This window comes from Glutamicibacter sp. (assembly GCF_050701915.1).
Taxonomy (GTDB): domain Bacteria; phylum Actinomycetota; class Actinomycetes; order Actinomycetales; family Micrococcaceae; genus Glutamicibacter.
Map to the genome: position 1 here is coordinate 51413 of NZ_JBOGEG010000006.1, position 12608 is coordinate 64020.

Below are 12608 nucleotides of genomic sequence, written 5' to 3' on the forward strand. Positions count from 1 at the left end.
ATTGCAACGCAAAGTTGGCTAAAATTGGGGGAAACCGCAGGTGATTGGCCCAGTTCGCTGGCTGGTCGCCGGACCGCAACAACCCCAAGGAATGGTGCACGTCGATGTCCCAGCCAGAAACCCGGGTCACCAAGCAGCGCCTGGCCGTCACCGAGGCCCTGAGCGAAGTCGATGATTTCGCCACCGCCCAGCAGCTGCATCGCTGGCTGCAGGATTCCGAGAAGAAGGTTTCGCTGGCCACCGTGTACCGCCTGCTGCAGTCCATGGCCGACGATGGCCTGGTCGATGTGCTGCGCAGCGGAGATGGCGAAGCCCGCTTCCGCCAGTGCGTCACCGAGGTCCACCACCATCATCTGGTCTGCCGCGTTTGCTCCAAGACCGTCGAGGTGCTTGCCCCTTCCGTCGAGCGCTGGGCCGCCCGTGTCGCGGCGGAACACGACTTCTCCGATCCCGAGCACACCGTGGAAATCTACGGCCTCTGCGCCGACTGCCGTGCCAAAGCCAAGGCTGATTCCACCCCTGCTGCCTAGGCCGTACATTGCCGGACCCGGGATCCCGGGGGGGGGAAATTCTCGACCCTGGAATTGGTTATCCCCACGGAAAATATTCGAAGACATATTCGAATAAAAGGCGTATACTGATGATATGTCCGAAGCAATGGCGCACGGAAGCGGCGTAGCACTCCCAGCAAATCAGCCGGATCTCGAATCCCACCTGATCCAGCTGCAGAACGATCTGTCATGGGTCCAGGACCACGGCAGCAAAGCCGAATGCGCCCAAGCCATCGAATCCATCGAAGGGACCATCTCGTCCCTGCGCTACGCGCAAGCTGGCCTGGCTCATCAGCTGGAGAAAGAAGTCCTGCGCGAGAATGAAGAGCGGGGCACCAACATCGATGACCAGGTCCGCGGAGCGGCCAGCCGCATCGCCATTGCCCGCAAACGGACCCAACACGGTTCCAGGAACTACCTGATCAACTGCCGCATCCTCTTCGAAGACACCCCCAGCATTTCCGCCGCGTATTCTCGCGGTGAGTTCACCGAGGCGCAGATCCAGGCAATGCTGACTCCATTGCAGGACGTCCGGCCGTTGCGCCGCACTGAGTTTGATGCGATCTACGGGCAGAACCCAGGCATGTTTGAATCCATGGGACCTAAGCGCATCAAGGAAACCGTCACCAACTTCACCATCAAGTACATCTCGGACCGCGAAGACAAGAAGCTCAAGGAAGCCAACGCCCAACGCTATGTTCGATTCCGCAAGGACCGGGAAGCAGGTTGCGTTTTCCTCCAAGCGCGCCTGCCCATTGTGGGCGGCACCGGATTGCAGATGATGTTGCGAGACCAGTCGTTCAGGATCAAGCGCAAAGGTGATGCACGCACCCGCACCCAGATCCAGGCCGACTTGCTGGCCCGCTACATGTTCTTCGGTGAAGACAGCGAACAGGCGATCAACGTCCAGCTCGGGCTGATCATGACCGATAAATCGTTGTTCATGGGCGATCGGGAACCGGCCTATTTGGAAGGCTATGGCTTCATCCCCGCGCAGACAGCCCGGGAACTGATTGGCGGCCACCAGATTCCCAACGAGCTGACCTTCGAAGAAATGGAAGCCGAGCTCACCCCGGAGAATATTGAGCGGATCGAAGTAATGACCGAGATCACTCGTCTTTATACCGCCCCCGGGGATCAGGAACTGATCACGATGGATTCAAAAGCCCGGATCTTCCCGGAAAAGCTCAAGAAGTTCATCAGGATCCGCGACCGGCACTGCCGGACCCCGTTCTGCGACGGGCTGGTCGAAGAAACGGACCATGTGACCCAGTATGCCCGCGGCGGCAAGACGAGCGTGTCCAACTCATCGGGCCGTTGCGCGATCTGCAATAAGGCAAAGCAAGCCACCGGCTGGTACGAGTACACCGCTTTCCGGAATCGGCATTCGATGATGATCTGCCCGGGCTCGGCAATGTCATACCGTTCTACCGCTCCGCCGGCAACCGGGTACTTGCATAAGCCGTTCCCGCAATTGATGTGCGACTCGAAGTGGCTCGCTCAATTCAAGGAACGGCTCAACCAGCCCGATGAGCCAGGATTCATGGAAGCCTAGTCCGCGACACGAGTTTTTATGGCGCTGATGCCGCGCGGCATCGTTCTCACTTCTGCCATTTAGCGCACGAAGGCTAATCCCGGACCTGACAGGCCTTCAGCATGTTTGCCGCGGCCGGAAACCAGCATCAGCAATTCAAGTCGGGTTCCCACGATCTGCGGACCGATGCCCAAACGGAAACTCTCGTCTTGGCTGCACAGCTGGACCTTGCTCGCCAATTCCTTGGAACCGCCAACACCTTGCGGGGTGGCAGCCTGATATCGGATTGCTGGCTCCAGGGATTCTGCAGGATAGACCCGTTTCAGGCCCACGGCGCGACGGATATCTTCCCCGTGAGCGATTTCCTCGACCAATCGGCTCGCTATCGGCACGGGTGGGGTATCACGCAAAGCTGCTACCTCGACAAGCTTCTGCAATGTCCCTGCAGGAGTCGCCGCTTTCACAGCAGCCACGCCATTGTCGTTCTGGCGGTCCAAGCTGAATCCAGCCTTGGCCATCGCGACAAGCAGGCGGAAGAACGTCGCACGCGCGTTATCTGCCAAATGCGCAGCCACGTCATGGACGCTCCACCCACCGCAGAGGGAGGGAAATTCCCACTGTTCCGCATTCAAAGTTCCCAGATCATCGATCAGGGCAAGGCGTTCGGCATGGACCAATGGCCAGATTTCACTGGCTGGAATTTTGCTCATACCCCAGCTTGGAGGTTCGGCTGCCTGCTAGTCAATCGGGCTCTAAAACAGTGGAGGCGCGCCTGCGGGAAGCAGCTCCTAGACTTGGTGGCGGCGCGGGGAACGCACAGCTTCAATTCCACGGCAGACCACATAGATCACGAATGAAATCGTGGTGACATACGGACTGATCGGCAGAGAACCAGCCAATGCCAGAAGGATTCCGCCCACTACAGCCAGTTCTGCGAACACAATGGAGAGCACGACGGTGATGACCGGATTGGAGGTCACGCGCATGGCAGCAGCGGCTGGGGTGATCAGCAGCGCCAGCACCAGCAAGGCACCGACCACTTGAATCGTCACGGCAACGGCCAGCGCCAGAATCATCATGAAGACAATGGACAGGCCAGCGGTGCGCACGCCTCGGGCATTGGCAACCACCGGGTCAACAGAAGCGAAGGTCAACGGACGCCAAATAACCAGCAGCGCGATAACGACCACTGCCGAAAGGACCAGCATTCCGGTCAGCTGCACGTCATCCACGGCCACGATCTGACCGGTCAGCAGGCCGAACTTGTTGGCGCTTCGCCCTTCATACAGCGAGAGGAACAAGATGCCCAGGCCAAGGCCGAAAGGCATCAGCACGCCGGTGATGGAATTCCGATCCCTGGCCCTGGTTCCAAGGATGCCAAGGATCAAGGCCGCGATCATGGAACCGAAGACCGAACCGGTCACCACATCAGCGCCGATGAGCAGTGCGAAGGCCGCACCCGCAAAGGACAGCTCCGCGATGCCGTGCACGGCGAAAGCCATGTCGCGCATCATGATGAAGATGCCGATCAGCCCGCCAACCACGCCCAGGACGGCACCGGCAATCAAGGAATTGGTAACCAGCGGAAGCAGCAGTCCGTAGTCCTGGAAGTTGAATGCCTTCTCGATCAGATCCGAAAAGTTCATGTCCTGCTCCTACTTTCCGGTCTCTAGATCGATTTCTTCAACGTGGTCGTGCCCGTCGGCTGGCAATGCCCGATTGCCATCGCCCGAGACAACCACGATGCGGCCATTCACCCGCAATACCTCAACCGGAGCACCGTAAAGTTCGGTGAGCACACAGGATTGCATGACTTCATCCACGCTGCCCAGATGGAAGCGGCCTTCGGCCAGATACAAGACACGGTCGACATACGGCAGGATCGGGTTGATCTCGTGCGTCACGAAGACTACCGCGCTGCCGCGCTCTGCGGCCTGGCGGTGAATCACTTCGCTGATTGCCTGCTGGTGATTCAGGTCCAGGGAGAGCAACGGCTCATCGCATAGCAGGACCCGGGGATCACCGGCCAAAGCCTGTGCGGCGCGCAGGCGCTGCTGTTCGCCTCCGGAAAGGTCGGACACCGCGCGGTTGGCGTAGGCGGTAGCACCTACCAGTTCCAGCAGCTCATCGACCTTGTTGCGTACAGCCTTGCGGGCCATGCGAATCCCGGGCCTGGTTCCATCCAGCCCCAGCGCCACCAGGTCGCGGGCGCGCAGGGGAACGTTGTCCCCAAAGGGGCGCTGCTGCGGGATCAAGCCTACGGCGGCCGATCCCCTGCGCACCGGCTCCCCTGCGATCGAGACGCGGCCTCGATTGAGCGCGGTGGTGCCGAGCATCGTGTTGATGAAGCTGGTCTTGCCCGAGCCGTTGGGCCCTAGAACTGCAAGGAACTCCCCCGCCGCTATGGACAGGTTGAGTTCATCCCAGAGCACGCGCGAGCCATAGGCAAGGCGCGCGTCTTCAAACTTGACGATGGGGGTCTCTGTCATTGACTGCTTTCTAGATTGCGCTGGCTGAGGATGGGCCGGCAACGAAAAACTGCGGCACCCGCAATGGGTGCCGCAGTCAATCCTACCAGTTGCGAGTCATTCGCAATATGCGCTCAGGCGTGAGCTATAGCTATTTTGCCCGCTTTTCGCTGCGAGGCGGGTTGACGCGCTTTCGCGTGGTATCGGTGATTTCACCGACCAGCACCTCGATAACGTCTTCCAAGAAGACCACGCCCAGAGTTTCCCCGGACTCGTCGACAACCGCCGAAAGGTGGTTGCCTTCCTGCCGCATCGCTTCCAGAGCGGCCTCGATTTCGGTGTCCTGCTCCAACCGGCCCAGCGGGTGCAATGGCAAGTCAAGCAGTGGCTGCGTGGAGTGGGCATCATCAATGAGCATCACGTCCTTCACATGCCAGTAGCCCACCGGAACTTCGTTCTTGGTGATCACCATGCGCGAGAATCCGGTCTTGCCGACCTTCTTCTCGAATGCGCGTGCGGTGGTCTGCCCGTATTCCAAGGTGAACAGGTCATCCAGCGGAACCATGCAGCTGCGTGCGGTAACCGAGGAGAATTCCAGCGCCTTGGTCAAGCGCGCGGCATCGTCCTCATCCAGCGCGCCTTCCTCGGAGGAAGTATCGATGATCGAGCGGACTTCAGCGGCGGTATACGAGCTGGCCACCTCATCCTTCGGTTCAATACCGAAGGCGTGCAGCACCAGGTTCGCCATGCCGTTGAGCGAAGCGGTGATCGGCTTGAGCACCTTTGACAGTCCGACCAGTGGCATGGCCAGCAGCAGCACGGCCTTATCCGCAACGGAAACCGAGATGTTCTTCGGCACCATTTCGCCGAAGGTCACGTGCAGGAAGGTCACCAGGATCAAGGCAATCAGGAACGCTACGGTGTCCGCGGCGGATTCGGCCATGCCGATCAAGGTCAGCGGCTCGGCCAGCAGGTGGTGGATCGCTGGCTCCGAAATGTTCAGGATCAGCAGCGAGCAGACGGTAATGCCCAGCTGGCACACCGCGAGCATGATCGAAACATGCTCCATGGCGTACAGCGCAATCTTTGCCCGCTTATTGCCCTCGTCGGCCAGCGGTTCAATCTGCGAACGACGTGCACTCATTACCGCGAATTCGCCGGCAACGAAGAAAGCGTTGCCGGCCAGCAGTACAACTAGCCAGATCAGGCCCATGACGTTACTCATTGCCAACCTCCGGCACTGGTGCTGCTGGTTCGAAACGAACCTGCGAGATACGGCGGCCATCAAGCTCGGTCACCGTGAAGGTGCCATGCTCGGTGGTGACCCGGTCATTGAGTTCTGCCAAGCGGCCCAGTTCGGCGAGCATGAAGCCGCCGATGGTTTCGTAGGTCGATTCTTCCGGGATGATGTCAGTATCGAAGTTCTCGTTGACCTGGTCCGGACGGTACATGCCCGGGAACAGCCAATTGCCATCGGGCTGGGTGACGGCTTCTTCCTCATCCTCGTCGTGCTCATCGGATACTTCGCCGACGATTTCTTCAACCAGGTCTTCGAGGGTCACCAGTCCTGCGGTTCCACCGTATTCGTCCATCACGATCGCGACCTGGAATTCGGCGGCACGCAGCTGCTCGAGCAGCACGTCCAAGTGGATAGTTTCCGGCACGTACAGCGCGTCGCGGGCGAACTCGCCCACCTGCAGCGCTGCGCGGCGTTCACGGGGCACCGAGACAATTGCCTTGACGTGGCAGATGCCCTGGATTTCATCGGTGGATCCGGTGGTGACCGGGAAACGCGAGAAGCCGGTGTCCGCGCTGACCTCGATCAGCTCGGAAAGGGCCGCCTCGGAATCGATGGTGGACATCGAGGTTCGCGGGGTCATCACGTCGGCCGCGGTGCGCTCGGAGAATTCAATGGTGGATTCCACAAAGCGTGCCGTCTGCACATCCAAGGTGCCCAGCTGCGCCGAACGGCGAACCAGCGATGCCAATTCCTGCGAGGAACGGGCCGCGGAGATTTCCTCTTTGGCTTCCAGGCCGAAGAACTTGCGCAGAACCGCATTGGAGAAGCCGTTGAGCACGATGATGGCCGGCTTGAAGATGGCGGTGAAGACCAGCTGCGGGCGGGCCAGCAACTTGCCAACCTTCATTGCCTGGGCGATCGCCATGTTCTTCGGGACCAACTCGCCGATCAGCATCGAAAGCAAGGTCGCTACGACCATCGAGATCACCACGGCAATGGCCAGCGAACTTGCGGCCGGAATGCCGAATTTTTCCATCAACGGCTCGAGCAGTGCGCTCATGGCCGGTTCAAGCACGTAGCCGGTCAGCAGCGTGGTCAGCGTAATGCCCAGCTGGCAGCTGGAAAGCTGGGTGGAGAGGGAGGTTAGGCACTGCAGCAGTGGCTTGGCGCCACGTTCGCCGTCATTTACGGCACGCTGCACGGTGCTTTTATCCAGGGCGACCAAGGAGAATTCCACGGCCACGAAGAAGCCGGTGCCGAGAATCAGCAGCAGGCCAAAAAGTATTGAGAGCCATTCCATAGGTGTTTACCGCCACCTATTTACTGGCGTGCGAAGTTCAGTTTCAGTGCCGATAGGGCGGCAACTAGAAGGCTCCAAACGGGAGGCAGAACTTCCTGAACATGGACTGTTGTGGCCGGCACTGCGCCCTCGGGCGGCACACCGGCTTGGAGAGTGAGATTCCATAGTGCGAATTAGTCTATCGAACGAAGGGCCAATGCGCACCACTTCGACACATGCTCGCTCAGCGGTGCTTTGGATACGCTGAACGGCATGTTAAGCGCAACACTTTCGTGACATTACATACGTGCCGTGGCCAACTGGGAGAAAAAGTCACTAGACTGGTGCGCAGGTCTAGAAATCTTGTGGGCCGCAGTGGTCGTATCACGTCCTCGAAAGACCACCGGCTCAAGCTAGAACAACGTAGAAATCAGGGAAGAGGCGTTGCACGTGCCAGAGCAAGCACACCACCGACTTACTGAAGAGTTTGGTGGAAACGAGTGGCTAGTAGACGAGCTGTTCGAACAGTATCTCGTCGACAAGAACTCGGTAGATAAGAAATGGTGGGATATTTTCGAATCTCTCGCCGCCGAAAAGAAGGCACCAGCAGCACCGGCAGCGCAGCCGGCGCCAGCCGCGGCAGCACCTGCCGCAGCTCCTGCTGCTAATGGCCAGGGCGCTCCACGCGCCGCAGCCCAGGCCCGTGCCGCCGAACCAGCACCGGCTGCCAAGGCAGCACCAGCTCCGGCCGCTGAAGTCAAGAAGGCCGAGCCGGCACCGAAGACTGCGCCGATCCCGGCACAGGCTCCGAAGGCTACGCCTTCCACCGAACTTTTCGGTGAGGAAAAGCGCACCCCGCTGCGTGGCCCAATGAAGGCCATCGCAACCAACATGGATGCCTCCCTCACCGTGCCAACCGCTACCACCGTGCGTGCCGTTCCGGCCAAGGTGATGATCGACAACCGCATTGTCATCAACAACCACCTCAAGCGCGCTCGCGGCGGCAAGATCTCCTTCACCCACCTGATCGGCTTCGCCGTGATCCGTGCGCTGAAGCAGATCCCATCGATGAACGTCACCTACGACGTGGTCGACAAGAAGCCAACTGCGATCCAGCCAGCCCACGTGAACTTCGGCATCGCAATCGACATGCCGAAGCCAGATGGCACCCGCATGCTGGCCGTGCCGAACATCAAGGCTGCCGAGACCCTGAGCTTCAACGAGTTCTGGGCCACCTACGAAGACCTGATCAAGCGCGCCCGCGGCAACAAGCTGACCGCTGACGACTACGCAGGCACCACCGTTTCGCTGACCAACCCAGGCGGCATCGGAACCGTTCACTCGGTTCCACGCCTGTCCAAGGGCCAGGCCGCGATCATCGGCGTTGGCGCATTGGAATACCCGGCAGAGTACCGCGGCTCCTCGGAGAAGACCGTGGCTGCCTTGGGCATCGGCAAGCACATCACCCTGACCTCCACCTACGACCACCGCGTCATCCAGGGTGCAGGTTCGGGCGAATTCCTGAAGCTGGTCGAGTCGCTGCTGCTGGGCGACCAGGGTTTCTACGACGAGATCTTCGAGCAGCTGCGCATCCCTTACGAGCCGGTTCGCTGGGCAGTTGACAACCAGGTCGACATCGACCTGCAGGTCAACAAGGTTGCCCGCATCCAGCACCTGATCAACTCCTACCGCGTGCGCGGCCACCTGATGGCCGATACCAACCCGCTGGAATACGTCCAGCGCAAGCACCCGGACCTGGACATCAATTCCTACGGCCTGACCCTGTGGGACCTGGACCGCGAATGGCTGGCCGGCGGCCTGGGCGGCAAGGACCGCGCTCTGCTGCGCGACATCCTCGGCGTGCTGCGCGATGCCTACTGCCGCACCATCGGCACCGAGTACATGCACCTGCAGAACCCCGAAGAGCGCGAATGGTTCCAGGCAAAGCTTGAATCCGGCTATGCCAAGCCAAGCCGCGAAGAGCAGCTGCGCATCCTGAGCAAGCTGAACTCCGCTGAGGCTTTCGAGACCTTCCTGCAGACCAAGTTCGTTGGCCAGAAGCGCTTCTCGCTGGAAGGCGGCGAATCGCTGATTCCACTGCTGGATGCGATCATCTCCGACGCAGCCGACGAGCAGCTGGACGAGGTCGCGATCGGCATGGCCCACCGCGGCCGCCTGAACGTGCTGACCAACATCGCCGGCAAGACCTACGCACAGGTCTTCCGCGAATTCGAAGGCACCGCAACCCCGGGCTCGGTCCAGGGTTCGGGCGACGTGAAGTACCACCTGGGCACCGAGGGTTCGTACACCTCGGATGCGGGCAACCAGACCAAGATCTACCTGGCCGCCAACCCATCGCACCTGGAAGCAGTCGATCCAGTGCTGGAGGGCATCACCCGCGCCAAGCTGGACCGCATGAACCAGAAGAACACCGTGCTGCCGATCTTGGTCCACGGCGACGCCGCATTCGCCGGCCAGGGCGTGGTCTCCGAGGTCCTGGCCATGAGCCAGCTGCCCGGCTACAAGACCGGCGGCACCGTTCACGTGATCGTGAACAACCAGATCGGCTTCACCACCGCTCCGAGCTCCTCGCGCTCTTCGGTGTACGCAACCGATGTGGCACGCACCGTGCAGGCTCCGATCTTCCACGTCAACGGGGATGACCCGGAGGCCGTGGTGCACGTGGGCCAGCTGGCCTTCGAATACCGCCAGAAGTTCGGCAAGGACGTCGTCATCGACCTGGTGTGCTACCGCCGCCGCGGCCACAACGAAGGCGATGACCCTTCGATGACCCAGCCGATCATGTACAACTTGATCGAAGCCAAGCGCTCGACCCGCAAGCTGTACACCGAGGCCCTGGTGGGCCGCGGCGACATCACGCAGGAAGAAGCCGAGAACGTACTGGCCGAGTACAAGGAGAACCTGGAGCGCATCTTCGCCGAGACGCATGCAGCCCAGACTTCGCCGATCCCGATCATCACCCCGGGCTCGACCATCAACGACCTGGAGAAGCCATTCGCTCAGGCTGCCGACGAGAACACCGTCGACGGCGCACGCGGCTCGGCCATCACGGCCCAGACGCTGGCGAAGATTGGTGCCGCCCACCTGGATATCCCAGCCGGCTTCACCATGCACACCAAGCTGAAGTCGCTGCTTGAGCGCCGCGAGAAGATGTCCCGCGAAGGCGGAATCGACTGGGGCTTCGCAGAACTGGCAGCCCTGGGCACCTTGACCATGGAAGGCGTGCCGGTCCGTCTGGCAGGCCAGGACTCGCGCCGCGGCACCTTCGTGCAGCGCCACGCAGTCTTCCACGACCGCGAGAACGACACCGAGTGGTACCCGCTGCATCACCTGGCCGAAGGCCAGGCTCCGCTGTGGATCTACGACTCCCTGCTCTCCGAATACGCTGCGCTCGGCTTCGAGTACGGCTACTCGGTAGAACGCCCGGATGCACTGGTCATGTGGGAAGCGCAGTTCGGCGACTTCGTCAACGGCGCGCAGACCGTGATCGATGAGTTCATCTCCTCGGCAGAGCAGAAGTGGTCGCAGTCCTCCTCGCTGGTCATGCTGCTGCCGCACGGCTACGAAGGCCAGGGCCCGGACCACTCCTCGGCCCGCATCGAGCGCTTCTTGCAGCTGTGCGCCGAGAACAACATGGTTGTTGCCCAGCCTTCCACCGGTGCAAACCACTTCCACCTGCTGCGTCGCCAGGCCTACGCCCGTCCACGCAAGCCGCTGATCGTCTTCACCCCGAAGCAGCTGCTTCGCCTGAAGGCCGCGGCAAGCTCGGTGGAGGACTTCACCACCGGCGGCTTCCGCGAGGTCATCGGCGATGCGTCGATCACCGATGCGAACGCCGTGGACAAGGTGCTGCTGTGCTCGGGTCGTGTCTACTACGACCTGCTGGCAGCTCGCACCAAGGCGAACGACACCAAGACGGCACTGGTACGCGTCGAGCAGCTCTACCCGGCTCCGGCCGAGCAGATCGCTGCCGAACTGGCCAAGTACCCGAACGCCGAGGTTGCCTGGGTCCAGGACGAACCTGCGAACCAGGGTCCATGGCCGTTCTTCGGCCTGTACGTTGCACCGGCACTGGAGCAGAAGATCACCTTGATCTCCCGCCCGGCATCGGCTGCGACCTCCGCTGGTACCGCAAAGCGCCACGACGCAGAAAACGCAGTGCTGATCCAGCAGGCATTCGCCCGCTAAATCGCATCGCCTGAACGCTGCTGGCCAACTGTTGCCGGCGAACTATCCGGGGTAACACCTCGGAGGTTCGCCGGCAACAGCGTTTTAACCCCGACGCTGGTTTTTCGCAGGGAATTGTGGGGTTTAACCAATGACCGCCTCCCGCGATGCCAGGGTTCCGACTGCTAAGGTGGGGATCGATTCAACATTTTTGAGCCAACGAAAGGTCGCCCAGTTGGAGTTACGCACAATCCGAATTACCGCAATCGGAGATGAGCTACTGGCCGGACATGGCGACCCGCGAGGCCTGGGCTGGTTCGGCCGTGTCATGGCCCGCACCCAGGACCCGGCATTGCGCCTGCAGTCCTTCGTGCTGGCTTCCCCGGCAGAGGGATCCGAAGCGCTGGCCGAACGCTGGCTGGGGGAAGCCTCCCGCCGCTTCAGCGACCAGTACGAGAACCGCCTGGTCATCGCGCTGTCCGACCGAGACGTCGATCTGGATGTCACCACCGCGCGCAGCCGGCTGAACCTGGCCAACATCCTGGATTCGGCCTCGCAGATGAACATCAAGGCCTTGCTGGTCGGCCCGGCCCCGGGCCTGGATGATGCGCGCAACCAGCGCGTGGCGGAACTGAACCGCGTGTACTCGGATGTGGCGCTGCGCCGCAACCACCACTACGTCGATACCTTCACTCCCCTGCGTTCCCATGCCCAGTGGCGTGCCGATCTGAACGCTTCCGGCGGAGTGCCCGGCCAGGCAGGCTACGGCCTGATGGCTTGGCTGGTGCTGCACCGCGGCTGGTATTCCTGGCTGGACTTGCCCGAGCCAGGCGAGGGCTAGAGACCGCCGGTCCGTTAGGAAAAAGGGCTAAAAGTGTGAAAGACTATGAGCCGGCCCGAATTTTCGGGAAGCAATATTGATCCCTCTAAGGAGTCACCATGTCGAAGCGCGCTCGTAAGCGTCGCGATCGCAAGCGTGGCGGTGCCAACCACGGCAAGCGCCCAAACAGCTAAGCGATGCGAACATAAAAAGAACCCCGTACCCTTCGAGATCTTCTCGAAAGATGCGGGGTTTCTCTTTGCCCTGCTAGTGGCCTGATTCCACCCGGATCTGCGAGATCCGCGCGATAATGCTGGCCTTCAAGGTCTGCGGGGCATGCTCCTGGCAGCTGCGGCGCACCACCGAGCGGATGATGCACTCCAGATCGTATTGCTCGGTGCATTCAGGGCAGCCGTCGAGGTGGGACTTGACCTCTTTGAGGTCATCCAGCGTCAGCGCTCCGTCGAGGTACTCGTAGATGCGGACGATGCGGTCATCGGCGCAATCACCCATTGAATTGCAATCCAT

The 12608-nt window shown here is 61.0% G+C and carries 11 protein-coding genes; 5 read left to right on the forward strand and 6 right to left on the reverse strand.

What is annotated here, in order from left to right:
- Positions 1 to 104 precede the first annotated feature (104 nt).
- Positions 105 to 530, forward strand: a complete 426-nt coding sequence (locus tag ACRDT3_RS06275; RefSeq protein WP_431492162.1) for a Fur family transcriptional regulator — start codon at positions 105 to 107, stop codon at positions 528 to 530.
- Positions 531 to 645: 115 nt separating this feature from the next.
- Positions 646 to 2106: an HNH endonuclease gene (locus ACRDT3_RS06280; RefSeq protein WP_431492163.1), complete on the forward strand. Its 1461-nt coding sequence runs from the start codon at positions 646 to 648 to the stop codon at positions 2104 to 2106.
- A gap of 59 nt (positions 2107 to 2165) precedes the next feature.
- Here ACRDT3_RS06280 and ACRDT3_RS06285 read toward each other — a convergent pair whose 3' ends face one another.
- The 5 genes from ACRDT3_RS06285 to ACRDT3_RS06305 form a co-directional block, all read right to left on the reverse strand.
- Positions 2166 to 2795, reverse strand: coding sequence for a maleylpyruvate isomerase family mycothiol-dependent enzyme (locus tag ACRDT3_RS06285; protein ID WP_431492164.1), 630 nt, complete (start codon positions 2793 to 2795; stop codon positions 2166 to 2168).
- Between the two features lie 78 nt (positions 2796 to 2873).
- Positions 2874 to 3731: a metal ABC transporter permease gene (locus ACRDT3_RS06290; protein ID WP_431492165.1), complete on the reverse strand. Its 858-nt coding sequence runs from the start codon at positions 3729 to 3731 to the stop codon at positions 2874 to 2876.
- 9 nt (positions 3732 to 3740) lie between these two features.
- Positions 3741 to 4574, reverse strand: coding sequence for a metal ABC transporter ATP-binding protein (locus tag ACRDT3_RS06295; protein ID WP_431492166.1), 834 nt, complete (start codon positions 4572 to 4574; stop codon positions 3741 to 3743).
- A 130-nt stretch (positions 4575 to 4704) separates the two neighbouring features.
- Positions 4705 to 5778 carry a hemolysin family protein gene (locus ACRDT3_RS06300; RefSeq protein WP_431492167.1) on the reverse strand — a complete coding sequence of 358 codons (1074 nt, stop codon included), beginning with the start codon at positions 5776 to 5778 and terminating at the stop codon, positions 4705 to 4707.
- Positions 5771 to 7093, reverse strand: a complete 1323-nt coding sequence (locus ACRDT3_RS06305; protein ID WP_431492168.1) for a hemolysin family protein — start codon at positions 7091 to 7093, stop codon at positions 5771 to 5773. Before ACRDT3_RS06305 ends, ACRDT3_RS06300 begins: the two co-directional genes overlap by 8 nt.
- A gap of 429 nt (positions 7094 to 7522) precedes the next feature.
- Between ACRDT3_RS06305 and ACRDT3_RS06310 the strand changes: the two genes are divergently transcribed.
- The 3 genes from ACRDT3_RS06310 (at position 7523) to ACRDT3_RS06320 (ending at position 12274) form a co-directional block, all read left to right on the forward strand.
- The gene (locus tag ACRDT3_RS06310) at positions 7523 to 11281 is read left to right on the forward strand and encodes a multifunctional oxoglutarate decarboxylase/oxoglutarate dehydrogenase thiamine pyrophosphate-binding subunit/dihydrolipoyllysine-residue succinyltransferase subunit (protein WP_431492169.1); all 3759 of its coding nucleotides are present in this window, start codon (positions 7523 to 7525) and stop codon (positions 11279 to 11281) included.
- 214 nt (positions 11282 to 11495) lie between these two features.
- Positions 11496 to 12101, forward strand: a complete 606-nt coding sequence (locus tag ACRDT3_RS06315) for a GDSL-type esterase/lipase family protein (RefSeq protein WP_431492170.1) — start codon at positions 11496 to 11498, stop codon at positions 12099 to 12101.
- Between the two features lie 98 nt (positions 12102 to 12199).
- Positions 12200 to 12274 (forward strand): 50S ribosomal protein bL37, encoded by a 75-nt coding sequence (locus ACRDT3_RS06320; protein WP_369299107.1) that lies wholly within the window; start codon positions 12200 to 12202, stop codon positions 12272 to 12274.
- A 73-nt stretch (positions 12275 to 12347) separates the two neighbouring features.
- Here the strand turns inward: ACRDT3_RS06320 and rsrA are convergent, their stop codons facing one another.
- A complete protein-coding gene (gene rsrA / locus ACRDT3_RS06325) occupies positions 12348 to 12608 on the reverse strand; it encodes a mycothiol system anti-sigma-R factor (RefSeq protein ID WP_105658379.1) in 261 nt (86 codons plus the stop codon).